This window comes from Mycobacterium kyorinense, assembly GCF_001672775.1.
GTDB classification, from domain to species: Bacteria; Actinomycetota; Actinomycetes; order Mycobacteriales; family Mycobacteriaceae; genus Mycobacterium; species Mycobacterium kyorinense_A.
The window spans coordinates 19629-45718 of record NZ_LZKJ01000054.1 but is presented as its reverse complement, the minus strand read 5'-3'; the positions used below and the strand labels follow the sequence as shown (position 1 = coordinate 45718).

The 26090-nt window shown below is 66.4% G+C and carries 26 protein-coding genes and 1 pseudogene; 15 read left to right on the top strand and 12 right to left on the bottom strand.

Going from position 1 to position 26090, the window contains the following annotated elements; genetic code table 11:
- Positions 1-209, bottom strand: a pseudogene (locus A5707_RS05215) (haloacid dehalogenase); the annotation flags it as partial.
- 47 nt (positions 210-256) lie between these two features.
- Here A5707_RS05215 and A5707_RS05210 point away from each other — a divergent pair.
- On the top strand, positions 257-793 hold the full coding sequence (locus tag A5707_RS05210; RefSeq protein WP_065013445.1) for an HAD family hydrolase: 537 nt from the start codon (positions 257-259) through the stop codon (positions 791-793).
- Here A5707_RS05210 and mmsB read toward each other — a convergent pair.
- The 3 genes from mmsB to A5707_RS05195 are packed head-to-tail and all read right to left on the bottom strand — an operon-like array spanning position 771 to position 4365.
- On the bottom strand, positions 771-1646 hold the full coding sequence (gene mmsB, locus A5707_RS05205) for a 3-hydroxyisobutyrate dehydrogenase (RefSeq protein WP_082969257.1): 876 nt from the start codon (positions 1644-1646) through the stop codon (positions 771-773). The two genes, A5707_RS05210 and mmsB, sit on opposite strands and share 23 nt — an antisense overlap.
- Positions 1647-1658: 12 nt before the next feature.
- A complete protein-coding gene (locus A5707_RS05200; protein ID WP_065013443.1) occupies positions 1659-2825 on the bottom strand; it encodes an acyl-CoA dehydrogenase family protein in 1167 nt (388 codons plus the stop codon).
- A gap of 7 nt (positions 2826-2832) precedes the next feature.
- On the bottom strand, positions 2833-4365 hold the full coding sequence (locus A5707_RS05195) for a CoA-acylating methylmalonate-semialdehyde dehydrogenase (RefSeq protein WP_065013442.1): 1533 nt from the start codon (positions 4363-4365) through the stop codon (positions 2833-2835).
- A gap of 108 nt (positions 4366-4473) precedes the next feature.
- On the opposite strand from A5707_RS05195, the gene A5707_RS24075 reads away from it, so the two are divergent.
- Genes A5707_RS24075 through A5707_RS05185 form a run of 3 tightly spaced genes read left to right on the top strand, consistent with a single transcriptional unit; the run spans position 4474 to position 6762 of the window.
- Positions 4474-4887, top strand: coding sequence for a class I SAM-dependent methyltransferase (locus tag A5707_RS24075; RefSeq protein WP_197495254.1), 414 nt, complete (start codon positions 4474-4476; stop codon positions 4885-4887).
- On the top strand, positions 4887-5075 hold the full coding sequence (locus A5707_RS24070) for a hypothetical protein (RefSeq protein WP_197495253.1): 189 nt from the start codon (positions 4887-4889) through the stop codon (positions 5073-5075). Before A5707_RS24075 ends, A5707_RS24070 begins: the two co-directional genes overlap by 1 nt.
- A gap of 4 nt (positions 5076-5079) precedes the next feature.
- Positions 5080-6762 (top strand): sulfatase-like hydrolase/transferase, encoded by a 1683-nt coding sequence (locus A5707_RS05185; protein ID WP_065013441.1) that lies wholly within the window; start codon positions 5080-5082, stop codon positions 6760-6762.
- A 206-nt stretch (positions 6763-6968) separates the two neighbouring features.
- Here A5707_RS05185 and rfbC read toward each other — a convergent pair whose 3' ends face one another.
- The 4 genes from rfbC to A5707_RS05165 are packed head-to-tail and all read right to left on the bottom strand — an operon-like array spanning position 6969 to position 10368.
- Positions 6969-7574 carry a dTDP-4-dehydrorhamnose 3,5-epimerase gene (gene rfbC / locus A5707_RS05180; protein WP_065013440.1) on the bottom strand — a complete coding sequence of 202 codons (606 nt, stop codon included), beginning with the start codon at positions 7572-7574 and terminating at the stop codon, positions 6969-6971.
- 1 nt (position 7575) lies between these two features.
- On the bottom strand, positions 7576-8571 hold the full coding sequence (gene rfbB / locus A5707_RS05175; RefSeq protein WP_065013439.1) for a dTDP-glucose 4,6-dehydratase: 996 nt from the start codon (positions 8569-8571) through the stop codon (positions 7576-7578).
- 56 nt (positions 8572-8627) lie between these two features.
- On the bottom strand, positions 8628-9488 hold the full coding sequence (locus tag A5707_RS05170; protein ID WP_065013438.1) for an LLM class F420-dependent oxidoreductase: 861 nt from the start codon (positions 9486-9488) through the stop codon (positions 8628-8630).
- A gap of 31 nt (positions 9489-9519) precedes the next feature.
- Positions 9520-10368, bottom strand: a complete 849-nt coding sequence (locus A5707_RS05165) for an LLM class F420-dependent oxidoreductase (protein ID WP_065013437.1) — start codon at positions 10366-10368, stop codon at positions 9520-9522.
- Between the two features lie 282 nt (positions 10369-10650).
- Here A5707_RS05165 and infA point away from each other — a divergent pair, with 282 nt between their 5' ends.
- The 8 genes from infA (at position 10651) to truA (ending at position 15294) form a co-directional block, all read left to right on the top strand.
- Positions 10651-10872: a translation initiation factor IF-1 gene (gene infA / locus A5707_RS05160; RefSeq protein WP_003418601.1), complete on the top strand. Its 222-nt coding sequence runs from the start codon at positions 10651-10653 to the stop codon at positions 10870-10872.
- Positions 10873-10921: 49 nt separating this feature from the next.
- A complete protein-coding gene (rpmJ, locus tag A5707_RS05155) occupies positions 10922-11035 on the top strand; it encodes a 50S ribosomal protein L36 (protein ID WP_003879483.1) in 114 nt (37 codons plus the stop codon).
- A gap of 181 nt (positions 11036-11216) precedes the next feature.
- A complete protein-coding gene (rpsM, locus tag A5707_RS05150) occupies positions 11217-11591 on the top strand; it encodes a 30S ribosomal protein S13 (RefSeq protein WP_065013436.1) in 375 nt (124 codons plus the stop codon).
- Between the two features lie 6 nt (positions 11592-11597).
- A complete protein-coding gene (rpsK, locus tag A5707_RS05145; RefSeq protein ID WP_008260256.1) occupies positions 11598-12014 on the top strand; it encodes a 30S ribosomal protein S11 in 417 nt (138 codons plus the stop codon).
- A gap of 15 nt (positions 12015-12029) precedes the next feature.
- Positions 12030-12635, top strand: a complete 606-nt coding sequence (gene rpsD / locus A5707_RS05140; protein ID WP_065013435.1) for a 30S ribosomal protein S4 — start codon at positions 12030-12032, stop codon at positions 12633-12635.
- Positions 12636-12761: 126 nt separating this feature from the next.
- Positions 12762-13805 carry a DNA-directed RNA polymerase subunit alpha gene (locus A5707_RS05135; RefSeq protein WP_065013434.1) on the top strand — a complete coding sequence of 348 codons (1044 nt, stop codon included), beginning with the start codon at positions 12762-12764 and terminating at the stop codon, positions 13803-13805.
- Between the two features lie 27 nt (positions 13806-13832).
- Positions 13833-14417, top strand: coding sequence for a 50S ribosomal protein L17 (gene rplQ / locus A5707_RS05130; protein ID WP_065013433.1), 585 nt, complete (start codon positions 13833-13835; stop codon positions 14415-14417).
- A 7-nt stretch (positions 14418-14424) separates the two neighbouring features.
- Positions 14425-15294: a tRNA pseudouridine(38-40) synthase TruA gene (gene truA, locus A5707_RS05125; protein WP_065013432.1), complete on the top strand. Its 870-nt coding sequence runs from the start codon at positions 14425-14427 to the stop codon at positions 15292-15294.
- Positions 15295-15303: 9 nt separating this feature from the next.
- Here the strand turns inward: truA and A5707_RS05120 are convergent, their stop codons facing one another.
- Both A5707_RS05120 and A5707_RS05115 read right to left on the bottom strand, forming a co-directional pair.
- Entirely contained in the window at positions 15304-15969 is a 666-nt protein-coding gene (locus tag A5707_RS05120; RefSeq protein WP_065013431.1) for a cutinase family protein, read from the bottom strand.
- Between the two features lie 18 nt (positions 15970-15987).
- Positions 15988-16707 (bottom strand): cutinase family protein, encoded by a 720-nt coding sequence (locus A5707_RS05115; RefSeq protein ID WP_065013454.1) that lies wholly within the window; start codon positions 16705-16707, stop codon positions 15988-15990.
- A gap of 118 nt (positions 16708-16825) precedes the next feature.
- Here A5707_RS05115 and eccB point away from each other — a divergent pair, with 118 nt between their 5' ends.
- The gene (eccB, locus tag A5707_RS05110) at positions 16826-18217 is read left to right on the top strand and encodes a type VII secretion protein EccB (protein WP_065013452.1); all 1392 of its coding nucleotides are present in this window, start codon (positions 16826-16828) and stop codon (positions 18215-18217) included.
- Here the strand turns inward: eccB and mycP are convergent.
- Positions 18170-19585 carry a type VII secretion-associated serine protease mycosin gene (gene mycP, locus A5707_RS05105; protein ID WP_082969256.1) on the bottom strand — a complete coding sequence of 472 codons (1416 nt, stop codon included), beginning with the start codon at positions 19583-19585 and terminating at the stop codon, positions 18170-18172. The two genes, eccB and mycP, sit on opposite strands and share 48 nt — an antisense overlap.
- Positions 19537-20916, bottom strand: a complete 1380-nt coding sequence (eccD, locus tag A5707_RS05100; protein ID WP_197495252.1) for a type VII secretion integral membrane protein EccD — start codon at positions 20914-20916, stop codon at positions 19537-19539. Before eccD ends, mycP begins: the two co-directional genes overlap by 49 nt.
- 203 nt (positions 20917-21119) lie before the next feature.
- Here eccD and eccCa point away from each other — a divergent pair, with 203 nt between their 5' ends.
- Together eccCa and A5707_RS05090 are read left to right on the top strand one after the other, a co-directional pair.
- Positions 21120-24878 carry a type VII secretion protein EccCa gene (gene eccCa, locus A5707_RS05095; protein ID WP_065013450.1) on the top strand — a complete coding sequence of 1253 codons (3759 nt, stop codon included), beginning with the start codon at positions 21120-21122 and terminating at the stop codon, positions 24876-24878.
- Positions 24875-26086, top strand: coding sequence for a type VII secretion-associated protein (locus A5707_RS05090; RefSeq protein ID WP_065013430.1), 1212 nt, complete (start codon positions 24875-24877; stop codon positions 26084-26086). Before eccCa ends, A5707_RS05090 begins: the two co-directional genes overlap by 4 nt.
- Positions 26087-26090: the final 4 nt, after the last annotated feature.

Below are 26090 nucleotides of genomic sequence, written 5' to 3'. Positions count from 1 at the left end.
CGGCACGCCAGCAGCCCGTCGTAGCCGGCCTCACCGGTGAAGATTGCCGGCAAACCGATCGCCGCGGCCGTCCGCGCGCCGGCCTCGGACCCGGCTATCACCAGCGCCTCGCCGGCCACAATGCCCAGCTCCCACAGCGCCAGCCGGTAGAGCTCGGCGTCACCGGCGGGGCCGGTCAAGTCGTCGGCGCTGATCACCGTCTCGGTCATGCCATCCCCGATCAGTTCCCGCGCCCGCTTTCGGGCACCCTGCTGTTATGCCGATCACAACTGAGCTCGCTCGATGGACCAGTCCCGGCCGTCCGTTCTGGTGGGACCAGGTGGTGCAACGCGATGCCGAGGTGTACCCCCTGCAAGCGGTGATCTTCGATACCGATGCTCTGGCCGACTCCGACGGTGAGCCGCGTTCCGGACTGGTCGACCTGGTGCTGAGCCTGTTCGTCACTGGCATCTGGGTCGCGGTGGTCGGCGCCGGGTCACGCGACTGGGTGCAGAACCGGGCGCGGGAACTGATCGGGGATGGCATGACCGAGACGGTGATCAGCGCCGACGACTTGACCGGCCCCGCCGGTGACGCCGAGCTCTACCGGCTGGCGCTGTGGGAGCTGGGCATTGTGGCCGGCGAGGCGCTGGTGATAGCCGGGTCCGAGGCCGGCGCGCGGACGGCCGCGGCGATCGGTTTGCCGGCAATCTTCACCGGTGAGGCCGGCTACGACGGGCTGCTGGCCAGCGGGTGCCGGGAGGTGCAGGCGCAGCGGGTGGTGGCCCGGTTCAGCTGCCGCGAAGCTGGTTGATCACCGCGCTGAAGTCCTCAGCGCCGTGTCTGGCGGCGAAGTCGCGATAAATTTCCGCCGCGTGGCTGCCCAGCGGGGCGGCTGAACCGGTCGAGGCCACCGCATCCATCGCCAGACCCAGATCCTTGTTCATCAACGCAGTCGCGAACCCGGGTTTGAAGTCGTGGTTGGCCGGTGAGGTCGGCACCGGGCCGGGTACCGGACAGTTGGTATGCACGGCCCAGCAGTTACCGGTCGCGCCGGTGATCACGTCGAACAGCGACTGCGCCGACAGCCCGAGCTTCTCCGCCAGCACGAACGCCTCCCCGACCGCGATCTGCTGTACGGCCAACACCATGTTGTTGCAGACCTTGGCGGCTTGACCGGCGCCGGCCGCGCCGCAGTGAATGATTTTGCGCGCCATGGGTTCCAAGATCGGATGCGCCTGTTGCAGGGCGTCTTCGTCGCCGCCGACCATGAAGGCCAGCGTGCCGGCGACGGCGCCGGCCTCGCCGCCGGAGACCGGCGCGTCGAGCTGAGCGAAACCGTGCGAGCCGGCCAGCGCGTGCACCTCGCGCGCGTCGTCGACGGAGATCGTGGAGCTGTCGATGAACAAGGCGCCCGGCTGAGCGGCCGGCAGGACGTCGGCGTAGCAGCGTTTGACCGCATCGCCGTGGGGCAGCATCGTGATGACGACATCAGCCTCGGCCACCGCGGCTGCGGCGCTGTCGAACACCGCGACGCCCCTGCCGGCAGCGGTAGTACACGCCGCGCTCACCGGGTCGAAACCCCGCACGGTATGGCCGGCGGCAACGAGATTCGCCGACATCGGTCCGCCCATGTGGCCCAGCCCCAGAAACGCGATCGTCGACAACTTCCCGCCTTTCTACGCGCCGGCGCGCACCCGTGCGGCTTCTGCCCGGCCGATGACCACCCGCATGATCTCGTTAGTGCCCTCCAGGATGCGGTGCACCCGCAGATCCCGGACGATCTTTTCCAGACCATACTCGCGCAGGTAGCCGTAGCCGCCATGCAACTGCAGCGCCTTGTCGGCCACGTCGAAACACGCGTCGGTGACATACCGTTTGGCCATCGCGCACAACTCGACCTTGTCCTCGGCATCGTCGTCCAGCGCAGTAGCCGCACGCCACAACAACATTCGCGAGGATTCCAACGCGGTCGCCATGTCGGCCAAGGTAAACCGGATCGTCGGCTCGTCGAGCAAGGCGTTGCCGAACGCCTCGCGATGGGCAAGGTAGGCGGCCGCCTTGTCGAAGGCGGCCTGCGCCCCGCCGAGTGAACAGGCGGCGATGTTGATCCGGCCGCCGTTGAGCCCGTTCATCGCGATGCCGAAACCGGCGCCTTCTCCCTCGGCGCCGCCCAGCATGGCGTCGGCGGGTACCCGCACTCCGTCTAGCACTACCTGTGCCGTCGGCTGCGCGTTCCAGCCCATCTTTTCCTCGTGGGCGCCGAAACTCAACCCGGCAGTGCCCTTCTCGACGATGAAAGCCGAAATGCCGCGCGGCCCGTCGCCGCCCGTGCGTGCCATCACCACGTACACGTCGGAGGCGCCCGCCCCCGAGATGAACTGCTTGACACCGTCAAGCACGTAGTCGCCGCCCTGCTTGACGGCACGGGTGCGCAACGCGCTGGCGTCCGAGCCGGCATTGGGTTCGGTCAGGCAGTAGCTGGCGACGACGTCCATCACCGCCAACCGCGGCACCCAGGTTTTGCGTTGTTCGGCAGTGCCGAAGGTGTCGATCATCCAGGCGCACATGTTGTGAATGGACAAGAACGCAGCCGTCGTCGGGTCGGCGATCGCCAGCTGCTCGAAGATCCGCACGCCGTCGAGCCGGCGCAGCGCGCTGCCGCCCACGTCGTCGCGACAGTAGATCGCAGCCATGCCCAGCTGTGCCGCCTCACGCAATTCGCCGACTGGGAAGTAGTGGCTTGCATCCCATTCCAGGGCGTAGGGAGCCAGGCGCTTGTCGGCGAACGCGGCTGCGGTTTCGGTGATCACCCGCTCGTCGTCGTTGAGTTCAAAGAATGGCATTCTGCAGCTACTTCATTGTGGGGATGACGAATTCGGCACCGTCTTTGATGCCCGACGGCCAGCGTGAGGTGACGGTCTTGACCTTGGTGTAGAACTGGATCGACGCCGGCCCGTGTTGGTTGAGGTCGCCGAAGCCGGAGCGTTTCCAGCCGCCGAAAGTGTGGTAGGCCACCGGAACCGGGATCGGCACGTTGACGCCGACCATGCCGACCTGCACCCGTGAGGTGAAGTCGCGGGCGGTGTCGCCGTCGCGCGTGAAAATCGCTACCCCGTTGCCGTATTCGTGTTCGGTGGGCAGGCGCAAGGCTTCCTCATAGTCGTGGGCGCGCACGATGCACAACACCGGCCCGAAGATCTCGTCGGTGTAGATCGACATGTCCGCAGTGACGTGATCGAACAGCGTGGGGCCGATGAAGAACCCGCCCTCGAGGTTGGCAGTCCCGTCAGCCAGGCCAAAAACAAGATCGTCGCTGGCGCGCTCGCGCCCGTCGACGACGAGGTCGGCGCCGGCGGCCACGCCTTGGCCGATGTAGTCGCGCACCCGGTTGAGAGCGGCGCCGGTGACCAGCGGCCCGTAGTCGGCCTTGGGGTCCAGACTGTGTCCAACGCGCAGGTTGTTGATGCGCTCAACCAGCCTGGCGCGCAACCGGTCGGCGGTCTGTTCGCCGACTGGCACCGCGACGCTGATCGCCATGCACCGTTCACCGGCGCTGCCGTAACCGGCGCCGATCAGCGCGTCGACGGCCTGATCCAAGTCGGCGTCGGGCATCACGATCATGTGGTTTTTCGCCCCGCCGAAACATTGGGCCCGCTTGCCGGTGCCCGTTGCCGTCGCATAGATGTACTGGGCGATGTCCGAGCTGCCGACAAATCCGACTGCGGTGATGTCGGGGTGGGTCAAGATGGCGTCGACGGCTTCCTTGTCGCCGTGGACCACCTGGAACACCCCGGGCGGCAGTCCGGCCTCGACGAACAACTCGGCCAGGCGTACCGGCACCGAGGGATCGCGCTCAGATGGCTTGAGAATAAAGGCATTCCCACACGCCAGCGCCGGTCCCGCTTTCCATAGCGGGATCATCGCCGGGAAGTTGAACGGGGTGATGCCGGCCACCACGCCCAACGGCTGGCGCAACGAGTACACGTCGATGCCCGGCCCGGCGCCCTCACTGTATTCACCCTTGAGCAGATGCGGGATGCCGACGGAAAACTCGATCACCTCGATACCCCGCTGAATGTCTCCGCGGGAATCAGCCAGTGTCTTGCCGTGCTCCAGCGACAGCAGCTCGGCCAGCTCGTCGACATTCTGGTTCACCAACTCGATGAAGCGCATCATGACCCGGGCGCGCCGTTGCGGGTTCCAGGCCGCCCAGTCGCGCTGCGCCTGGGCCGCCGACGCCACCGCCGCATCGACGTCGGCTTTGCCCCCCATCGGCACCAGCGACTGCACGTGGCCGGTGTTGGGGTCGAATACCTCCGCGGTACGACCGGACTGCCCGGTGCAGCGTTGGCCATCGATGAAATGCGAAATCTGTGCGGTCATGGCAGCCCTCGGCTAAGGAGAAGAACGAGTGGATACTAGGACATCCTAGTAATGATCCGGGTTGCGTGGCAAGCCGGGACGAACACCGACCTCAGTAGATTCGGCTCTGTGACCTCTGATGCCGCCGATCGAGTCATCGAGTTGTATGAGCGTCATGCGGGCGCCTGGTCGCGGGATCGTGGCGAGTGTGTACCCGAAGCACGGTGGCTGGATCGTTTCCTGGCGCTGCTCCCGCCCCATGCCGCAGTGCTGGACATCGGATGCGGATCCGGCGTGCCGGCTCGATACCTGATCGAGCAGGGCTGCCGGGTGACGGGGGTGGACTCGTCTCCCAGCATGATCGCGCTGTGCAGAAATCGCTTCCCCGAACAGCATTGGCACGTCGCCGACATGCGGATGTTAGCTCTGGAGTGCACGTTCAACGGAATACTTGCCTGGGACAGCTTCTTCACCTGCCGCCGGCCGATCAGCACCGGATGTTTTCGCTCTTCGAGCGGCATGCAGCCCCGGGGGCCGCGCTGATGTTCACCAGCGGGTCATCGGGTGGCGAGCGGATCGGCGCCTATGCGGGCGAGCCGCTGTATCACGCCAGCCTCGACAGCGCCGAATATCGCGACCTACTCGGCACGCATGGGTTTCGGGTCGTCGCTCATACCGTGGAGGACCCGACCTGTGGACGCCATACGATCTGGCTTGCACTGCTTGAATAGGTGCATGGCTGCGATCAATCGGCGGACGGTGCTGGCTGGTGCTGGGGCGGCGGCGGGAGCTGCCGCGTTGGGACTCGGCGGATACGAATTGCTGCGCAAACCAGGGCCGAGCGAATCGACGATGGCCGGCGGTAACAAACCCAACATCCTGGTGATCGTCGTCGACCAGATGCGGACGCCGCAGTGGTTTCCGCAGCGCCGGCAACTCAACGCCCTGCTGCCCCACATCGGCCGATTACAGAGCAGCAGCGTTTCTTTCGAGTCGCATTACACCGCGTCGAACATGTGCACGCCGTCGCGCGGTGTGATGACCACCGGCCTGTATTCGCACCAAACCGGATGCTTGTTCACCGGAGAGGGGCCGAGTGAGTCGACGCTGGCTCCGCGGTTCCCGACCTGGGGCACCGTGCTGCGCCAGCAGGGCTATGCGACGTGGTGGTCGGGCAAGTGGCATCTGGGGCATTCGGGTGATTCGACGCCGGAAGGGCTCGAGGAGCACGGCTTTTCCGGCGGCACCTTTCCCTCGCCGAACGGCTCGCCCAACCAGGGACTGCAGAAAGACCCCGGCATCGTCGACCAGTTCTGCCAATGGTTCGACGACAACGCCGGCAACGGCCCATGGTGTACGACGGTCTCTCTGGTCAACCCGCACGACATCTGCTGGTGGCCGAAAAACCCACTGCCCGAAGATGTCCCGCATTGGTTCGACGCCGTGCCGGTGAACTTCGAAACACCCGAAGACTTACGTCGCCGGAGTAAGCCACAACTGCAGATCGACTACCTCAACTTCATGTCGCCGCTGATGACGGGGACGTTGTCGTATTCGGGACCGGACGCCGCCCGCCAGTGGGCCCGCTGCCTGGACATGTACCTGTGGCTGCAACAGCAAGTCGATGCCCAGATCGGGCGCGTGCTGGACAAACTGGCCTCACACCGCGAAATCGACCGCAACACCGTCGTCGTCTTCACCTCCGATCACGGCGAGTACGGCGGCTCGCATGGCCTGCGCGGCAAGGGCGCCGCGGCTTACGACGAGGCGATCCGGGTACCGCTGTACCTTCGCGACCCGCAGGGGCACCTCACACCCAGACCCGGCGACACCCGCACGCAGCTCACCTCCAGCGTCGACTTGACCGCGCTGCTGCTGACCATCGGGCATGGCGGCGACGGCTGGCGCGCCGAACCCCGCTACTCCTACCTGGCGGGGCGTGCGGATTTGGCCGCGATCGCCAGAAGCGCAGCCGCGAAGGGCCGCCCGTGGATTGCGCATGTCACTGATGACATGTCGGTCGAGGAGATGACCACCTTGTTGAAATCCCCAGATATCCGTGCGGTATTCGGGGCGGGCGAGCTGCCCACCGACATTCCCACCTCCGCGCCGAACCACATTGTGGCCGTGCGAACCCAGGACGCCAAGCTGAGCATGTACTCGTACTGGAAGCCCGGTGGCATGGAAATCGACACGTCTCGGCAGATCGAGCGTGAACTCTACGACTACTCAACGCCGTTGGGTCGCCAGGAGATCGACAACCAGGCCGGCCGCAACGCCAAGCAGTCTGCGTTGCAAGCTCTCATCGACCACGAGGTGTTGCCCGAAGTGCAGGCTCCGCTACCGGCCTTCCTCAACGATGCGCAGGAACAAGGCCTGGCCAACATGCGTGAACTGGTCTCCCGGCGCGGAGGCTGACACCGCCCTTCACCTCCGACAACGTCCTGCTGCGATGAACTTCTCGCCGACCTCCAACGTGTAATCAATAGGAGGCTTTGCGATGAGTCCGATGCTGATGGTCTACATTTCGCTGGGCGCGCCGTTCGCGGGGATGGCTCTGCTGAAGTTGCAAGCGCGACTCGAGCGTTGGGACTACACCCGCCACGCCGACGATTAAATGGGCGCTAGGGCTTGTCCTGTAGTCCCTCGACGAAGGCGCGGGTCGCCTCCCAGGTGGGCAGCAGTCCGGCGGCGCTGACTTCCTCGAGGCTGGGAGCCGCGGCGTCACGCTCGGACAGCAGCAGTTCGCTGCCGCCGGGCCAGTCGATTCCCAGCGCCGGATCGGTGGCGCAGATGGTGTGTTCACGCTGCGGGTTGTACTCCGCCGAGCACAAATACATCACTGTCGAGTTGTCTTGCAAGGCAAGAAATCCGTGCGCAAGGCCTTCCGAGATGTAGATCGTTTTGCGATCCTGGTCATCGAGCAGCACCGAATCCCAACGCCCGAAAGTCGGTGAGCCCACCCGGATGTCGACGACGACGTCGAACACCGACCCGGACACGCACGTCACATACTTGGCCTGGCTCGGGGGCAGCTGAGCGAAATGCAGGCCGCGCAGCACACCCGCTGACGAGACGGAGCAGTTGGCCTGCTGCAGGTCGAAGTGGTGGCCGGCGAACGACGTGAAATCCCGGTCGGTAAGCCACTCGAAGAAGGCTCCCCGGGAGTCGGCGTGTAGCTGCGGCGTAATTTCCCAAGCACCCGGGATGTCGAGTTCACGAACCTTCACGTCATTGACCGCGCTCGTCGTAGCGGGCCTCGACGGCGTCCTTCAACGGACCCCACCAGGACTCGTTGGCGCGATACCAGTCGATGGTGGCGCGCAGACCGTCCTCGAAGTCGGTATGCTTTGGCGCCCAGCACAATTCGTCATGCAACTGAGAGGGATCGATGGCGTAGCGCAGATCGTGGCCTACGCGGTCTGTCACGTGATCGAAGTCGTCAGGGTCGCGGCCCATCATCTGCAATATCGTCCGCAGCACCGACAGGTTGTCACGTTCGCCCTCCGCGCCGATCAGATACGTCCGCCCCGACTGCCCGGCTTCGAGGATCCGCCGCACCGCGGCGTTGTGGTCGTCGACGTGGATCCAGTCGCGAACGTTGGCTCCGCGGCCGTACAGCTTGGGACGTCGCCCGGTCAGCAGATTGGTGATTTGGCGGGGAATGAATTTCTCCACGTGTTGATACGGTCCGTAATTGTTGGAGCAGTTCGAGATCGTCGCGCGCACACCGTAAGAGCGCACCCAGGCGCGCACCAGCATGTCGGCAGCGGCCTTGGTCGACGAGTAGGGGCTCGACGGGTTGTAGGGCGTGGATTCGGTGAACCGTCGCGGGTCGTCAAGTGGGAGATCGCCGTAGACCTCGTCAGTCGAGACGTGGTGCAAGCGCACCCCATGGCGTCGGACCGCTTCGAGAATGGTGTACGTGCCGATCACGTTGGTGTGCAGGAACGGCTCTGGATCGGCCAGCGCGTTGTCCACGTGGGTTTCGGCGGCGAAATGCACGACTGCATCGGAGTCGGCTACCAACTGGGAAACCAGTTCGGTGTCGGTGATGTCACCTTCCACCAGCCGGATGTCGTTCTCGACGGGGGCCAGCGATTCTCGGCTACCGGCGTAGGTGAGCGCGTCGAGCACGGTGACCACGTCGTCGGGGTTTTCCCGTACCGCGGCGTGCACGAAATTGGCGCCGATGAAGCCGGCACCACCGGTCACCAGTAGCCGCATGCCGCAACCCTAACCGAGCAACCACGCCGTGGTGCGCAGCCGGTGAGGCCCGCTGCCTAGGCGCGGGCAGTCAAGCCAAGCGCTGCGGCAAGTCCGGTCAGCGCTTCGAGCAGCTGCTCGGGCCGCGTCAGTATCTGGATCGCCACGTGGTCGGCACCGGCCTGCAGATGCTCGTCGAGCCGCGCGGCGATGGCGTCCGGGGAGCCGTGGGCGACCACAGCATCGATCAGTTTGTCGCTGCCGGGCTCGCGGACGTCTTTCTCGGTGAATCCGAGCCGGTGCCAGTTGTTCACGTAGTTGCTCAGCCCGAGGTAGAAGCCGACGCTCTTGCGGCCGACCCGGCGGGCTTCCTCGGCGTCAGCGGTCCACACCACCTTGTGTTCGGGCGCCAAAAACACCGTATTGCCCACCAGCTCGCGGGCCTGCGCGGTGTGCTCGGGCGTGGTCAGATACGGGTGAGCGCCGGCGCTTCGCTGCGCCGCCAGGCCGAGCACTTTCGGGCCCAGCGCTGCGAGCACCCGCCGACTGGTGGGCACCGTTGCGGCGTCGAGTTCGTCGAGATAGCTCACCAGCGCGTCGTAGGGCTTTTCGTACTGCTGACTGTGTTCCGGGTGTCCCACCCCGATGCCGAGCAAAAACCGTCCCGGGTAAGCCTTTTCGATGCGCTGGTAGGACTCGGCGACGGCCGCTGCCGGCGATGACCAGATGTTGACGATCCCGGTGGCCAGTTGCAGCGAGGTGGTCTGCGCGAGCGCGGGCTCCACCCAGGACAAATCGGCGTCCGGTGATCCACCGATCCACGCCGCGCCATAGCCCAGCGCTTCGATGTCGCGGGCCAGGTCGGGGGAGATGTTGCGGGTGCCCAACCACACGCCGTAGCGGCCCAGGTCGGGTTTGAGGGAAACGGCCTCGGTCATCTGCGTCCTTATCGTGGGTCTTTCGCCGCGCTCAGGTGGGGTTCAGTTCTAGCGCGCCCGCCAGTTCGGTCAGCGCCGGTACCAGCTTGTCAGGTCGAGTCAGCACTTGGATAGCGACGTGGTCAGCGCCGGCGGTGACGTGCTCGTTGATCCGCGCCGCGATCGCCTCCGTGGTGCCGTAGGCGACCAAGGCATCGAGCAGGCGGTCGCTGCCCGGGCGGGTGATGTCGTCGTCGGTGAACCCGAGCCGTTTCCAATTGTTCAAGTAGTTGGCCAGGTTGAGGTAGATGTCCAGCGCCTTGCGGCCGACGGCTCGTGCGCTATCGGCATCCGTGGTCAGCACCACTTTGTGCTCGGGTGCCAGCAGCGCCGACGGGCCCAGCAGCTCGCGGGCCTGCGCGGTGTGTTCCGGGGTGGTCAGGTACGGGTGCGCACCGGCGCTGCGCTGTGCGGAGAGCTTCAAGACTCGCGGGCCCAGCGCGGCCACCACCCGACGCTCGGCCGGCACCCCATAGTCGTCGAGGCGGTCCAGGTATTCCACCAGCGCGTCGTAGGGCTTGCGGTATTCGCTGATCGCTTCGGGGTGGCCGACGCCGATACCCAGCAGAAAGCGGCCCGGGTAGGCCTGGTCGATGCGGTGAAACGACTCGGCCACCGGCTTGGCCGGCGCCGACCAGATATTGACGATGCCGGTGGCCACCTGCAGCGTGGTGGTCTGTTCGAGGATGGGTTCCACCCACTCCAACTCGGCCGGCGGTGAGCCGCCGACCCAGACGGCGCCGTAGCCCAGCGCCTCGATCTCCCTGGCTTGCTGTGGGGTGACGCCGCGACCGAAGGATCCGAAACGACCGAGGTTGGGCTTGCTTGCTGCATCAGTCATGGTGGCTCCAACCTGCGGTCCGAGGTCGCTATTCCTGCTGACAGCGCGGCCCCGCCCGGCCCACGGAGGACGGCAGGATTCCTCCCACAGCGATTTTGGCCAGGGCGAATGAGCGAGTATCGTGGAGCAACGGTGCGTCATCCGCGCCGGCTTTTTTGCGTGCCCAGTCCTAGGAATTTCCGGAATTTTCCTGACACCGGCTCACGTTTCAAGTCGAGCGAATGCTGCGCCGATTCGGGTGCACACCCGGATGAAAACAAGGACGAGGATCTCTGGAAGGTTATGGCCAAGAAGGACGGTGCCATCGAGGTCGAGGGCCGCGTGGTCGAGCCGCTGCCCAATGCGATGTTTCGCATTGAGCTGGAAAACGGCCACAAGGTGCTCGCCCACATCAGCGGCAAGATGCGGCAGCACTACATCCGCATCCTGCCCGAGGACCGGGTGGTAGTGGAGTTGTCTCCCTACGACCTGTCGCGGGGCCGCATCGTGTACCGATACAAGTGATAAAGCCCGACCGCTACCAGCGAGAAGACAGAACAGGATCGAAACAGCCGTGAAGGTGAACCCGAGCGTCAAGCCGATCTGCGACAAGTGCAGGGTGATCCGCCGGCACGGGCGGGTCATGGTGATCTGCTCCGATCCGCGCCACAAGCAGCGCCAAGGCTAGCCGGACATATAAGCCTGAGTCGCAAGCGCGGCGCCCTAACAACTGAATGCAGACCTCCCAGCACCAATGAGCGGATAGGCCGCTCATCCACGCCCGGAACGGAGGCCGGGCCCCGGAGCAGTCAGCCGGGAACGGACTGGGATCAGAACCTCCGTCACGAAGACGAAAGAGGGCATGCCCCATGGCTCGACTTGTGGGCGTCGACCTGCCGCGCGATAAGCGCATGGAGGTCGCGCTGACCTACATCTACGGCATCGGCCGTACCCGATCGAACGAGATCCTGGCCGCCACCGGCATCGACAAGGATCTGCGCAGCAAGGACCTGACTGACGATCAGTTGGCCCACCTGCGTGACTACATCGAAGGCAATCTGCGGGTTGAGGGAGATTTGCGCCGCGAGGTGCAGGCAGACATTCGCCGCAAGATCGAGATCGGCTGCTACCAGGGCCTGCGTCACCGCCGCGGTCTGCCGGTGCGTGGCCAGCGGACCAAGACCAATGCGCGCACCCGCAAGGGGCCCAAGCGCACTATCGCCGGCAAGAAGAAGGCCAGGTAATCAGCCATGCCACCAGCCAAGAAGGCAGCGTCCGCCCCGAAGAAGGGGCAGAAGACCCGTCGCCGGGAGAAGAAGAACGTCCCGCACGGCGCCGCCCACATCAAGAGCACCTTCAACAACACGATCGTGACGATCACCGACCCGCAGGGCAACGTGATCGCCTGGGCATCGTCGGGTCACGTCGGCTTCAAGGGGTCGCGTAAGTCGACGCCGTTCGCTGCGCAGCTGGCCGCCGAGAACGCCGCGCGCAAAGCCCAGGAGCATGGCGTGAAGAAGGTCGACGTGTTCGTGAAGGGCCCCGGTTCGGGTCGCGAGACCGCCATCCGGTCATTGCAGGCGGCGGGTCTGGAGGTCGGTGCGATCTCCGACGTCACCCCGCAGCCGCACAACGGTGTCCGTCCGCCCAAGCGCCGCCGGGTCTAGGAGGAGAAACAACCCATGGCTCGTTACACCGGACCCGCCACCCGCAAGTCGCGCCGCTTGGGCGTCGACCTGGTCGGTGGTGACCAGGCATTCGAGAAGCGTCCCTACCCGCCCGGCCAGCACGGCCGCGCGCGGATCAAGGAAAGCGAATTCCGGCTGCAGCTGCAGGAGAAGCAGAAGGCCCGCTTCACCTACGGCGTGATGGAGAAGCAGTTCCGCCGCTACTACGAGGAAGCGGTTCGCCGCGGTGGCAAGACCGGCGATGAGCTGCTGCGCATCCTGGAAAGCCGGCTCGACAACGTGGTTTACCGCGCCGGGCTGGCCCGGACCCGTCGAATGGCTCGCCAACTGGTCAGCCACGGCCACTTCACCGTCAACGGCGTGAAGGTGAACGTGCCCAGCTACCGGGTGTCGCAGTACGACATCATCGACGTGAAAGACAAGTCGCTGAACACGTTGCCGTTCCAGATCGCGCGGGAAACCGCCGGCGACCGTCCGATCCCCAGCTGGCTTCAGGTGGTCGGGGAGCGGCAACGCATCCTGGTCCACCAACTGCCCGAGCGGGCGCAGATCGACGTTCCGCTCACGGAGCAGCTGATCGTCGAGTTCTACTCGAAGTAGTACCTGCACCGGCCGGTGCAGGACACCTGCGGCGATTGCAAGCACGGCGAAGCCGGGCGAAGCGGGTCGGCGCGGGAGAAACAAAGCGGCATCAAATAGCGGGTGCCGAGAAGGAGAAGAAAACACATGCTGATCTCACAGCGACCGACCCTGTCCGAAGAGACCGTCAGCGACAACCGTTCGCAGTTCGTCATCGAGCCGCTGGAGCCGGGTTTCGGCTACACGCTGGGCAACTCGCTGCGCCGCACGCTGCTGTCGTCGATTCCCGGCGCGGCGGTCACCAGCATCCGCATCGACGGCGTGCTGCACGAGTTCACCACCGTGCCCGGTGTCAAGGAAGACGTCACCGACATCATCTTGAACCTCAAGAGCCTGGTGGTGTCCTCGGAGGAAGACGAGCCGGTGACGATGTATCTGCGCAAGCAGGGTCCGGGCGAGGTCACCGCCGGCGACATCGTGCCGCCGGCCGGCGTCACCGTGCACAACCCGGATATGCACATCGCGACGCTGAACGACAAGGGCAAACTCGAAGTGGAGCTCGTCGTCGAGCGCGGCCGCGGCTACGTGCCGGCGGTGCAGAACAAGGCGTCGGGCGCTGAAATCGGCCGTATCCCCGTCGATTCCATCTACTCGCCGGTGCTCAAGGTCACCTACAAAGTGGATGCGACCCGTGTCGAGCAGCGCACCGACTTCGACAAGCTGATCCTGGACGTCGAGACCAAGAATTCGATCACCCCGCGCGACGCGTTGGCGTCGGCCGGTAAGACCCTGGTGGAATTGTTCGGTCTGGCGCGCGAACTCAACGTCGAGGCCGAGGGCATCGAGATCGGGCCGTCGCCCGCCGAGGCCGACCACATCGCGTCGTTCGCGCTGCCGATCGACGACCTGGACTTGACCGTGCGGTCCTACAACTGCCTCAAGCGTGAAGGTGTGCACACCGTCGGCGAGTTGGTGTCGCGTACCGAGTCGGATCTGCTCGACATTCGCAACTTCGGTCAGAAGTCCATCGACGAGGTCAAGGTCAAGCTGCACCAGCTGGGCCTGTCGCTCAAGGACAGTCCGGCCAGCTTCGACCCCTCGGAGGTCGCCGGCTACGACGTCGCCACCGGAACCTGGTCCAGCGACGCCAACTACGACGACCAGGACTACGCCGAAACCGAACAGCTGTAGCAGTCGGTACCAAACAAGGAGTCAGCAATGCCTAAGCCCACCAAGGGGCCTCGTCTCGGCGGGTCGTCGTCGCATCAGAAGGCGATACTGGCCAACCTCGCCACGGCGCTGTTCGAGCATGGCCGGATCAAGACCACCGAGCCCAAGGCGCGGGCACTGCGGCCCTACGCCGAGAAGCTGATCACCCACGCCAAGAAGGGCACGCTGCACAATCGGCGCGAGGTGCTCAAGAAGATCCGCGACAAGGACGTGGTGCACACCTTGTTCGCCGAGATCGGACCGCACTTCGCCGACCGCAACGGTGGGTACACCCGCATCATCAAAGTCGAGGCGCGCAAAGGCGATAACGCTCCGATGGCGGTGATTGAGCTGGTGCAGGAGAAGACGGTGACCTCGGAGGCCAACCGGGCCCGTCGGGCAGCCGGTTCCAAGGCAGCGCCCGCGGCTGCCGCGGCCGCGCCGCAGGCCGCTGTCGAGCCGGAGGCGACGGTCGGGCCGGAAGCCGAGGAGGTGGCGGAAGCCGAAGCCACTGACAGCGGTGCCGCCGAGGAAGCCACCGACGCTGCGGCGGACGACGACGAGGAAGCCAAGGCTGACTCCGACGAGTCCTGACAGTCCCGTGGACGGGCCCGCCATCGACGCCGGTGGCGGGCACGTTCGTCTTCGGCTCGATATCGCCTACGACGGAACGGAATTCGCGGGCTGGGCGGTGCAGGAGGGTCAGCGCACCGTCGCAGGTGTTCTCAACGAGGCGTTGTCGACGGTGTTCCGCACGCCGGTGCGGCTGCGTGCGGCCGGACGCACCGACACCGGCGTGCACGCCACCGGCCAGGTGGCCCATGCCGATGTCCCCGTCGATGCGCTACCCAACGCCTATCCACGCTCGCCGCGGCCGGCTGAACCGGAGTTTTTGCCGCTGCTGCGGCGACTCGGCCGGCTGGTACCCGCCGACGTTCGTATCCGCCGAATCATCCGGGCGCCGGCGGCTTTCGATGCCCGCTTTTCTGCGCTACGCCGCCATTACATTTATCGGCTGTCGACCGCGCCCTACGGGGCGGAGCCGCACCAGGCCCGTTACGTGACGGGGTGGCCGCGGGTTTTGGATGTGGAGGCGATGGCCGCGGCGTCGCGGGAGTTGTTGGGATTGCACGACTTTGCCGCGTTCTGTCGTCACCGTGACGGCGCCACCACTATTCGGGATCTGCAGCGGCTGGACTGGTCACGCGAGGGCGAACTGGTCACCGCGCACGTCACCGCCGACGCGTTCTGCTGGTCGATGGTGCGCTCGTTGGTTGGGGCGCTGCTGGCCGTCGGCGAACACCGGCGCGGCGCCGCGTGGTGCCGTGATCTGCTCACCGCTACGCACCGGTCCAGCGACTTCGCGGCCGCGCCGGCGCGCGGGTTGACGTTGGTCGGCGTGGATTACCCGCCGGACGACCAATTGGCGGCGCGCTCGCTGGTGACTCGCGATCTCCGGTCGCGTGACTGAAGTTTCCGGTTAGCGCAACCGGTCCGCGACGAAATCGGCGGCCTGATTGACCATGCCCGCCTTGATGTAGGCGGGCGCCATGTGTTCAGGCCAGTTGGTCCGCCAGGTATTGGGGTCGGCCGGATTACAGATCGGATCGGCGCCGTGACACAGCTCGATGGTTCGGTCGTTGTAGATCGGGTTGAAGTTCGTGATCGGCCCGACCCATTGGCTTCCGTTGCCGAATAGCGCCACCGCGGCGACGTGTTCGTCGGTGCCCGCTGGAAGCGGATTGCTGAACCCGAAAATGGCGGTCGGAACGGCCAGCACCACATCGGTGACCGCAGCACCCAGCGAGTAGCCGCCGAGCACGAGCCGCGTGTCGGGGCAGTTGTCGGCCATGTACTGAACGTGCCCGCTCATATCGTTGGCGCCCCGTTGAACATCGGTGTTGGCGGCGTAGTTGACGGCATACAAGCCGATGTTCTTGTCCGGGACCCTCGACCGCAGCGCGCTGAGCAATGCGGTACCGATCTGGCCGGCGCCGGGCGGCTCCAGCCGGCCACGAGCGAACACCAGTTGGGCGTCCGAGCAGGATGCCGCGGTGGCCGCCGGCGGCGGTGCACTTACCAGCGCGGCCGCCGCGAGCAACACCGCAACGACGAGGGGCCGTGGATCCACCGAGAGAATGCTCACGGCACGATATTAGCCGTTCTAATTGATGTGCACGCCGTATTGCATGTGTGGCTCCCCGACCAGCAGCTTGGCAGCGATGAACGTCGCGGCCTGGGTGGTGTAGGTGGGCACATAGCCGTCGGTGTGGTCGCTCCACTCGTTACCGGGACCGGCGTGGCAGATCGGGTCGCCGGGGTTGCACAGGTCGATGGTCTTCGATCCGAGCAGCGCGCTCTGGCTGGACAGCGGGGTGCCAGACCGGCCGACGATGTTGCCGAAGGTGGCCACCGCCGCGATGTTGTCGACGTATTGAGGCGGCAACGGGCTGCCCCAGGAAACCCCGCCTACCGGCACTCCGGCGACGATGTCGATCACCGATGCGCCCTGCGAGTAGCCGCCCAGCACAATCTTGGTGTCGGGGCACTCTTGCACAACCTTCTTGACCCGCGAAATGGTGTCGTTTGCGCCGTCGCCCCCGCCCAGCTGGAGTTTGCCGGCCGGATAGTTGACGCCGTAGGTGTCGATGTTCAGCCCGGTCTGCTGGCGCAGCGAGCCGACCAGGGCATCACCCACGCGTCCCAGGCCGCGCGGCTCGCCGGTGCCACGGGCGAAGATCACCTCGGCATCGGGGCAGTCGGCGGCTGCGGCCGACGGGACCCCGGCCGGGAACACGCTTGGCGCGACCACCGTTGCGGCGGCAGCCAGTACCGCAGCGCTCAGGCTCGCGCAGCGCCGGTACCGGGACGGCAGCTGACTCATCTGGTGGTAGCGCACGTGAAGATATTACCGGTAGCCTGCCAAATCCTCATTTCGGCGAACGTCGGCTGTGGATCGACGGACGCGGCAACGCTGCTCGGCGGCCTATCGTGACGCCGACATGGCGTCACGAGCAACCACCCGATTGCACGTCAGCGGGTACCGATTTCTGCTGCGTCGCCTCGAACGCGCCCTAGTGGGCAGAGACATCGCCGCCAACGCGGTCCGTACACCGGCGCAGGCCTTGGCGACCGGGGCTGTGCTGGCCGTCGTAATGATTGCCGTCTGCGCGGGGCTTGCCGTGCTGCGCCCGCAGGCCTCGCTGGGCGACGGGCCGATTCTGATGGGCCAACAGTCCGGAGCGCTCTATGTCCGGGTTGGCGACATCGTGCATCCGGTGCTGAACCTGGCCTCGGCGCGGTTGGTCACGGCAACCGCCGGCAACCCGCAGCCGGTATCGGAGTCGGTGTTGAGTCACACCAAACGCGGCCCGGTCATGGGAATTCCCGGTGCTCCGCAATTCCTGGCCCCGCCGCTACCGACCGACCAAACATCATGGACTGTGTGCGATGACCACGACGGCACCACAATCATCGTCGGCTCCGCGCAGACGGCCGCACATCGCCTTTCGGCGACACAGACCGTGTTGGTCACGCCGGACGCGGGTGCCTCGACCTATCTGCTGTACGCCGGGCGTCGAGCGGTTGTCGACCTCGCCGACCCCGCCGTCGTGCGCGCTCTCCGGTTGGAGGGCATTGTGCCGCAGTCTGTTTCGCACACATTGCTGAATGTCATTCCAGAGGCGCCGGCGATCGCCGTGCCGCCGATTCCTCGCGGCGGCCAATCCGGTCCGGTAGCGGGATTCGCGGTCGGCAGTGTGCTGCGCATAGCGCGTGCCGGCGGTGACGAGTTGTATGTCGTGCTCAGCAGCGGGATTCAGCGCATCGGGCAGGTTGCCGCGGATCTGCTACGGCTCACCGATGCGCACGGCGCGCGCACCATCATCTCGGTGGCGCCCGACCTCCTCCGCGGCATTGCGACCGTGAACGAGTTGCCGGTGGCCACCTTTCCCTTTGCGTCGACGCCGGTCGCCGCCGATACGACGCTGTGTGTGAGGTGGGCCATCGCGGCGTCGGGTGGCGTCGAGATCTCATTTGGCACCGGCGGCCTGCCCGTTCCGCCGGGCGAGACGCCGGTGGTTTTGTCGCAGGCGGACGGGGCCGGACCCGCGGTCGACGCCGTGCACCTTCCGCCCGGTCGCAGTGCCTATGTCCGGTCCACGGCGCTGTCCGGCGACAACGCCGAATCCGGCACCCGATATTTGGTGACCGATACCGGGGTGCGGTTCGCCGTGCACGACGCCGATGCCGAACGTAACCTTGGCCTACCGCAGACGCTGATCCCGGCGCCGTGGCCGGTGTTGGCCACGCTGCCGTCGGGTCCGGAGCTGAGTAGAAAAAGCGCGTCAGTCGCCCGAGACACCGTCGGCGGCCGTTCCCCGGGCACGCCGTAGCCGGGCCGACAGCGCGCCGATGCTCAGTGCCGCCGCCAATACCGCAAGACAGACGGCTGTTCCGGCGTACGCGGTGTCTCGGGAGTGGCGATCCGGCGCCGGAGGCGGGGCCGGCGATGGGATCGCCACCTCGCGCGGCCGGGGATCGGGGTACGCCGGCGCATCGGTGCTGACGGCGGCGCCGATATCGATGAGCCCGTTGCCTGTCAACGGATTCCATCCGCCTGGCGGATGGTGCGCGGTGCTTTCGATACGTTGCATGACTTGCCTGGCCGTGAGTGTGGGGAACCGGGAGCGGATTAGCGCGGCCAGCCCGCTGACCACCGGCGCCGCGTAGCTGGTGCCTGACAGCGGCGTCGGATCGTCGTGATTGGCAAGCGAATTCATTATTCCGGTGCCCGATGGGCTGAGTGAGGTCACCGACTCTCCGGGCGCGGCTACGTCCACCCACGGCCCGGCGAGCGTAAACGACGACGGTTCACCGTGCGCGTTGACTGAACCCACCGTCAGGACATAGTCGTCGTACCATGCCGGGCTAACCACGACCGACGCGGTCTCCCAGGTGGATTCGGATCGTGGTGCCGGGCACTGTCCGGGGCCACCAGTGTTGCCGGCCGCGGCGACCACGACCGCGTTCTTAACGTCGACTGCGTACGCCAGAGCGGCGCCCAGCGCGCGGTCGTCGAGTGCCGATGAGGCCGGCACGCACGCGACCGACGAGATGTTGATGACCGACGCGCCGAGGTCGGCTGCAGTCCGGACGGCTTTCGCCATGGTGTCGACGTCACCGGACCCGGTGTTCGACGGATCGCCAACCGCCCCGAACTTACTGCTGGACTGCCGAATACTGATCAGCGCGACCTCGGGAGCGACGCCGCTGAAGTCATCGGGGTGTTCGGGATCGGATGCGGCAGCGATGATCCCGGCGACAGCAGTGCCGTGCCCGTCGCAATCCTGCAGACCGTCGCCGGTGAAGACATAGTCACCGCCGGGCGCCGTTTCGGGCAGCCGTGGGTGCGGCGAAACACCGGTGTCGATGACCGCGACCCGTTGACCCGAGCCGCGGCTGAGTTGCCAGGCCTGCGGTATACCAAGGCCGGCGAGCTGGCCGACCGCTTCGCCCGCGGGGGCATCCATCGACGGCACGGCGCACATCTCACGCTGCACGGTGGAGCGCGGCGGCGCCGGCGGCGCCGGTTCGGGCAGCCGGCTGTTGTCGATCGGCGGCGGCGTTATCGCTCTCGCGACCGGCGTAGCGCACGAGGAAAGCGCGAGCAGCACCACGGCAGCAGCGGCGCGCAACGCGCTCGTCGCAGTATTCACGGGGTGAGACCACGAGCAAGGGTGTAGAAGCCGCAGATCCAACATGCCAGCGGTGCAATGGCTGCCAGCACCAGACACTCCAGCAGCGCAAGGAATCGCTGCGCGACCGGAGAGAAGGTGATCGCGGGGACGATAAAACCCAGGGTTAGCGCGATGGCTGCGAGCGTTGGCGCCGACGCAGCAATCCACACGACGTGTCGCGCATTAGCGGTTGCCGCGACGACGAATGCGACGCTGAGCGCCGCTGATCCGGTCACGACGAGTACCGCGACTCGCGGTATGCCGCGTTGGGAACGTGCCCGGGCCAGCAGCGCCACACCGGTCAGCGCCGCAAACGCCACCCCCAACATGCGCGGTTGTGTGGTTACTGCGGCGTCGGCAGCTCCGAACGCCGATGAGACCGCGAATGCGCCGACCAGGCTGGTCAGCCAGGTATCAGCTCGAAACACTTTGGCGCGCAGGTCTTCCAGCTCAGGCAGCGGCTCGTCGGCGGGCTCAGCGGCCAGCCGCGGTGACAACCCGGCCAACATGACCGACAAACGCGGAGCGCCCTGGAGTAAAGCCAGCGATATCACTGCGGACGCCGCACAGACGGCTTGTAGCGGCGCGGCGGCGGCCACGCGCAGCAACGCGGCGAGGGCGCCAACGCTCGCTGCGCAGGCGACGGCCGTCAAGGTGGTGGTCCCGCAGCCGCTTCCATGTATGGCGACGACGGCGGTGACGGCCGCAGCCGCGGCGGCGAGCAACGCTTTCGCGGCGCTGACTTCGCCGGGGACCGCCAGCGCGCCGGCGACTGCGGCGAAGCCGGTGGCCAATAAGCTTAGCGCCAGTCCCGCCACGGCGTCGTCGAATCCGCGATGGGCCATCACGGCTGCCAGCAGCGCGCCGCAACCGGCGCCGGCAGCAACGGCGGTCGCGGCGCCGACATGGCGGGCATCGGCGGCAACGAGCATCGTTCGGATCAGCATCAGCGCGCCGAGACCGGCCAGCCAGATCGCTGCCAGCGCACCCGCGAGCTGCGACGCCCGCGTGGTCCACGGGCGGGCATGCTCGAGCAGTGTGGCCGACACCGCCTCAGCGGCGTCGTCATTAAAGCAGGGCGGCGCCAACGCGGTCGGCGAGCTGAACAAACTCAGCACGGCGCCATCTCGGATCCCATGCTGCGCCAAGGATTTCGATGCATCCAGGGCGGCCTGACCCGGGAGAGCGAGTTGGTATCGGACTGCCGGTGGTTCGCGGTAACGAACATGTCTGTCGCCCAAGATGTCCACGATCGAGGGGATCAACGTCGTGAGCGCCACACCGCCGGGCAGCACCAGGTCGACACTGACGTCGTCGGCGTGTATCGACACCCGCCGCGGTTGTGAATGAGCCACCCCGACCTCCCTTTGAACGAATGCGGGCCTTGAGTGCGGCACGCTAGTCAGCCGCGCGAGGGTACGTGTGCACTGATCCACAGCTGACTTGTCGGCGGCCGCGGGATTGCCTACGGTTGCCCATCGCAATTCGGTAGGGAAGGGCCGAGGTGGAGCAGCGCGAGAGCAGTTCTGCGACCGAAGGGTTCGTGCCGGGGCCACGCCTGCCGGCTCCAGACGTTGAAACCGGCGACATCACCGTTGCCGCGCCACCACTGGTGCCTCCGGCCGGGCAGTCCAAACCGATGATCCGACTGCTACCGGTCGTGATGGCCGGTGCGACGGCGGCACTGATGGCGATGTTCTTCTTTACCCGGTCGGGCGCGGCGCGCAATCCCATGTTTATGGCATTTCCGCTGATGATGGTGATTTCAGCGGTCGTCACCGCGATCACTGGCCGAGACCGAACGCGCATGGACATCGACTGCGACCGCGCAGACTACCTGGACTATCTCGGCGACCTGCGCCGCACAGTCACCAAGACCGCTGCGGCACAACGCGCATCGCTCGACTGGCGACATCCTCATCCCGACTCGCTCTGGGCGCTGGTGGGCAGCGCCCGGATGTGGGAACGGCGGCCGACCGACGCCGACTATTGCGAAGTGCGGATCGGCACCGGCACGCAGCAGCTTGCTACCGGCCTGTCGCCGCCACAACTCGAACCCGCGCACACATCGGATCCGGTCACCATGACGGCGCTGCTCCGGTTTCTGCGCACCCATTCCACGGTCGCCGACGTGCCCGTCGCGATCGCACTACAGAGCCACGCCACCGTCACCATCGCCGGGGACCAGGCATCCGCACGCGGACTCGTTCGTGCCATGATCTGCCAGTTGGCCGTGCTGCACAGTCCGGCCCGGCTACTGATCGCCGGGGCAATCGGTGACGGCAACCGTCCGCATTGGGACTGGTTGAAGTGGTTGCCGCACAACCATCATCCCCATGCCCGGGATGACAGCGGTCCCGTGCGCATGGTGTATCCGACGGTGGCCGCCGTCGAGAAGTCACTTGACGGCCTGCTATCGCAGGACACCTTGGCTCCCCAGTTGGTGGTGGTCGTCGACGGTGCGGTGCTGGAGGTCCGCACCGGCTACGGTGCGCCGGCTGCCCAGTTGGAGGTGGCCGACAACACCCTGTGCCTCGACGGCGGAATGCTCGGCTGTCCGGACCGAATGGATCTGGCCGCTGCGACGGTGTGTGCCCGCAGGCTGGCCGCCTATCACGCCGACCACTCGGCCGAGTGCTCGCCAGCCGGCTCTGCACGATGGCAGGACCTGCTGGGCATCGACGATGTGGCCGGTTTTTCGCCGCAACCGTTCTGGGACAGTCAGCCTCCTGCCCATCGGCTGTCCATCCCGATCGGTACGGCCGACACCGGTGCGACCGTGGATCTCGACATCAAAGAGGCCGCGCACAACGGAATGGGACCACACGGCCTTTGCGTTGGGGCCACCGGATCCGGAAAGTCGGAGCTTCTGCGATGCATTGCGCTGGGCATGATCGCCCGGCACTCACCCGAGGTGCTGAACATGGTCCTCGTCGACTTCAAAGGCGGCGCGACGTTTCTCGATCTGCAATCAGCACCGCACGTCGCGGCGGTGATTACCAACTTGTCGGATGACGCGCCACTGGTTGCGCGCATGCGCGACGCCCTGACCGGGGAGGTGACCCGCCGCCAGGAATTACTCAGGACCGCAGGCAATGTGGAGAGTATCGACGCATACAGGCGTGCACGGCGGGCCAACGCGGAGTTGCCGCCGCTGCCCGCGCTGTTCATCGTCGTCGACGAGTTCTCCGAGCTGCTGAGCCAACAGCCGGACTTCGCCGACGTCTTTGTGTCGATCGGTCGACTCGGCCGCTCGTTGGGCATGCATTTGTTGCTGGCAAGCCAGCGGCTTGACGAAGGCAGACTACGCGGACTGGACTCACACCTGTCCTACCGGATTTGCCTGAAGACGCTGTCGGCCAACGAATCACGAATCGTACTGGGAACTTCGGACGCCTATGACCTGGCGGGTACACCGGGGGCAGGTTATCTGCGCACGGCCCCGGGTGAGCTGACCCGTTTCCAGAGCGCATACGTCTCCGGGCCCTGCCCACGCAAATTTCAGCCCGCTGCGCCCGCCTTCACCGCCCCGCACGCCACGCGGCGCGCCGTTCGACGGTTCACCGCCGCGCCGACGGGACCGATCACAGTCTGTCGCGCTGCAAACGTCGTCACCGACGAGCGCACGGTATTGCAGACGTTGGCGGATCGAGTGTCCGGGCATGGACCACCGGCGCATGAGGTGTGGCTGCCACCGTTAGGCGAGGCTCCGGCACTGGACGCCCTGCTCCACGACGTGGCCGCGCGCGACCTGTTCGTTCCGATCGGCATCGTCGATCGGCCATTCGAGCAGCGCCGTACTCCGCTGACCGTCGAGTTATCAGGTGCTGCAGGCAATGTCGCCGTGATCGGATCACCACAATCCGGGAAGTCGACCGTGCTGCGCACCTTGATCACCGCACTAGCCGCCACTCACGACCCGAGTATGGTGCAGTTCTATTGTCTGGATTTCGGCGGTGGTGCGCTGACGTCGGTGCGGTCGCTGCCGCACGTAGGATCTGTGGCCGGCCGGGCGGAACCCGAGCTTGGGGCTCGCATGGTCGTCGAAATGGAGTCACTCGTCCGGTCCCGGGAGGCCTTGTTTCGCGGCCACGGGATCGAGTCGATCTCGCAGTATCGCAGGCTCAAAGCTCGGCGTGACCCGGTGTGTGATCGATTCGGCGACGTGTTTCTGGTCATCGACGGCTGGACAGCGCTGCGCCACGATTTCGAAACGCTCGAGCTGTCGATCAGCACCCTTGCGGCTCAGGGGCTTTCGTTCGGTGTGCACGTGGTGGTGGCTGCGTCGCGATGGGCGGAGCTGCGGCCGGCATTGCGGGATCAGATCGGCACTCGCATCGAGTTGCGGCTCAGTGATCCGACCGATTCCGAACTGGACCGTCGACGCGCTCAGCAGGTGCCTGAGGGTAAGCCCGGGCGGGGGCTGTCCCGTGACGGCCTGCATATGGTGATCGCGCTACCCCGCCTAGATGGCGTCACCTCCGCCGACGGGCTGGCGGAGGCGAGCGTGCAGGCGGCGGAGCTGGTGCGGCGTCGCTACCCCGGAGAATTCGCACCGCCGATACCGCTATTGCCCGCGTGCGTCGACCGCCACGATGTCGTCTCGTCGGCTGGCGATGAACTGCAAGCAGCCATCCTGCTTGGTCTCGAAGAACGGCGATTGCTCCCGGCAGTAATCGATTTCGATCGGTACCCGCATCTGCTGATCCTGGGTGACGGTGGCTGCGGGAAGACGGCCACATTGCGTACCCTGTGCCGCGAAATCGCGCGGACCGCGACCGCCGCCCACGCACAGCTGTTCATCGTCGACTTCCGCCGCACGCTGCTCGGTGTGATCGAGTCCGAACACCTTGGTGGCTACGCGATGTCGCGAGCGGCGCTTGACGCGCTGCTGCCGGAACTGCTCGGCCTGTTGCAGAGCCGACTGCCCCCGCCGCACGTTACCCAGGCGCAGCTGCGCGCCAGGTCCTGGTGGTCCGGACCGAACACCTATGTCGTCGTCGACGATTACGAGCTGGTCGCTACCGACGCCGGCAATCCGTTGACACCGATCCTCGAATATTTACCGCACGCCGGGGATGTGGGTCTGCGCGTGGTAGTGGCCCGGCGCAGCGGCGGGGCTGCGCGGGCCATGTTCGATCCGTTGTTGGTCGGGCTACGTGACTTCGGTTGCACCACGCTGATGATGAGCGCACAGCCCGATGAGGGCCCGCTGATCGGCTCACTTCGGCCGATGCTATTGCCGCCCGGACGCGGCACCCTGATCACCCGCGCCGGCAGAGATCTGGTGCAGGTGGCCTGGAGCCCGCCGCCGTGAGCACGCACATCGTCGCGGCGGGTCCGACAGCTATCCGGCACTTGTGTTGCGGCCCAAAGGATGACGCTGACGACGAGATCGCGAGGGGTGCGCTGGACGGCATCGATGACCCGGTGGCTCTGGTCGGGGACTGTCCGACGTCGGTGGAGTCATTGTGGCGTACGGCGCTGCAGTCACTGGGCTGCGCAGGGCGGCAGGGCGTGGTCGTCGTTCATCCGTCGTGGTGGTCGCCGGCACGGATCGCGGTGGTCAGCGCCGCCGCCCACACGGTGGCCGACGACGTCGTGTTGCGACCGCGGTCGTGGTTGCTGGCGCGGAAGTCGCCGGCGGGTTCATCGCCTGCCCCGGTGATTGTGGAGATCGCGGAACACATGGTGGTCATCACCGGACCGGTGATGCGGGCACAACCTCGCCGCGGAGAGCCGCAGCGGGTGGCCGACGCCGTTGCGCGCCTCATCGCGGGGATGACCGCGAATGATGTTGCGACGCTGGTGATCGACGCACCGGACGCGGTGGGCGGAGCGGGTGTGCTCGCGAGGATGATCGCCGACCGAGCCCGCCAGCGCAGCGGGATGACGGTCTTTCACGTCGACGATGCCGAGTTTCAGCGACTCGCCGAGGCCGTCGTCGCCAACCAGGCAACCGCGGCGACGCCGCCCGGCCCGGCAGATGGCGGCCGACGTCGGCACCGATGGGTCATGCTGGTCGTCCTCGTGATCGCGACGACGCTCGGCTTCTTCGCAGTCGACCGTCGCGAAACGTCGTCGCCCGTCGCGATGGCGACGACGTTTCTGGTGGAAGGCCGGGTGGCGGTGGAGGTGCCGGCGGCCTGGACGACGCAGCGGATCCTGGCTGGGCCTGGATCGGCGCGGGTGCAGATCACCTCCCCGTCGGATCCGAACGTGGCGTTGCACATCACTCAATCTCCCGTCGCCGCCGAGACGCTGGGTGACGCTGCCGAAATCCTGAAGCGCGGGATCGATGCCGAGCCGCCGGGCGTCTTCGTCGACTTCAACCCGTCGGGGTCCACCGCCGGCCGGGCTGCGGTGACCTACCGCGAGGTGCGCGTCGGACACGACATCCGCTGGACGGTCCTGCTGGATAGGAACGTGCGGATCAGCATCGGATGCCAAAGCCGGCCGGCCGACGAGGAGGCGGTGCGCGACGCGTGTGAGCTGGCGGTCGGGTCGGCCCGCGCGCTGAGCTGAACTC

Coding starts and splice junctions, on each gene's coding strand:
- A5707_RS05210 (WP_065013445.1), top strand. CDS start 257: ATGCCGATCACAACTGAGCTCGCTCGATGGACCAGTCCCGGCCGTCCG.
- A5707_RS05200 (WP_065013443.1), bottom strand. CDS start 2,825: ATGCCATTCTTTGAACTCAACGACGACGAGCGGGTGATCACCGAAACC.
- A5707_RS05195 (WP_065013442.1), bottom strand. CDS start 4,365: ATGACCGCACAGATTTCGCATTTCATCGATGGCCAACGCTGCACCGGG.
- A5707_RS24070 (WP_197495253.1), top strand. CDS start 4,887: ATGTTCACCAGCGGGTCATCGGGTGGCGAGCGGATCGGCGCCTATGCG.
- A5707_RS05185 (WP_065013441.1), top strand. CDS start 5,080: ATGGCTGCGATCAATCGGCGGACGGTGCTGGCTGGTGCTGGGGCGGCG.
- rfbB (WP_065013439.1), bottom strand. CDS start 8,571: ATGCGGCTACTGGTGACCGGTGGTGCCGGCTTCATCGGCGCCAATTTC.
- A5707_RS05170 (WP_065013438.1), bottom strand. CDS start 9,488: ATGACCGAGGCCGTTTCCCTCAAACCCGACCTGGGCCGCTACGGCGTG.
- A5707_RS05165 (WP_065013437.1), bottom strand. CDS start 10,368: ATGACTGATGCAGCAAGCAAGCCCAACCTCGGTCGTTTCGGATCCTTC.
- infA (WP_003418601.1), top strand. CDS start 10,651: ATGGCCAAGAAGGACGGTGCCATCGAGGTCGAGGGCCGCGTGGTCGAG.
- rpsM (WP_065013436.1), top strand. CDS start 11,217: ATGGCTCGACTTGTGGGCGTCGACCTGCCGCGCGATAAGCGCATGGAG.
- rpsK (WP_008260256.1), top strand. CDS start 11,598: ATGCCACCAGCCAAGAAGGCAGCGTCCGCCCCGAAGAAGGGGCAGAAG.
- rpsD (WP_065013435.1), top strand. CDS start 12,030: ATGGCTCGTTACACCGGACCCGCCACCCGCAAGTCGCGCCGCTTGGGC.
- A5707_RS05135 (WP_065013434.1), top strand. CDS start 12,762: ATGCTGATCTCACAGCGACCGACCCTGTCCGAAGAGACCGTCAGCGAC.
- rplQ (WP_065013433.1), top strand. CDS start 13,833: ATGCCTAAGCCCACCAAGGGGCCTCGTCTCGGCGGGTCGTCGTCGCAT.
- A5707_RS05115 (WP_065013454.1), bottom strand. CDS start 16,707: ATGAGTCAGCTGCCGTCCCGGTACCGGCGCTGCGCGAGCCTGAGCGCT.
- eccB (WP_065013452.1), top strand. CDS start 16,826: ATGGCGTCACGAGCAACCACCCGATTGCACGTCAGCGGGTACCGATTT.
- mycP (WP_082969256.1), bottom strand. CDS start 19,585: ATGTTGGATCTGCGGCTTCTACACCCTTGCTCGTGGTCTCACCCCGTG.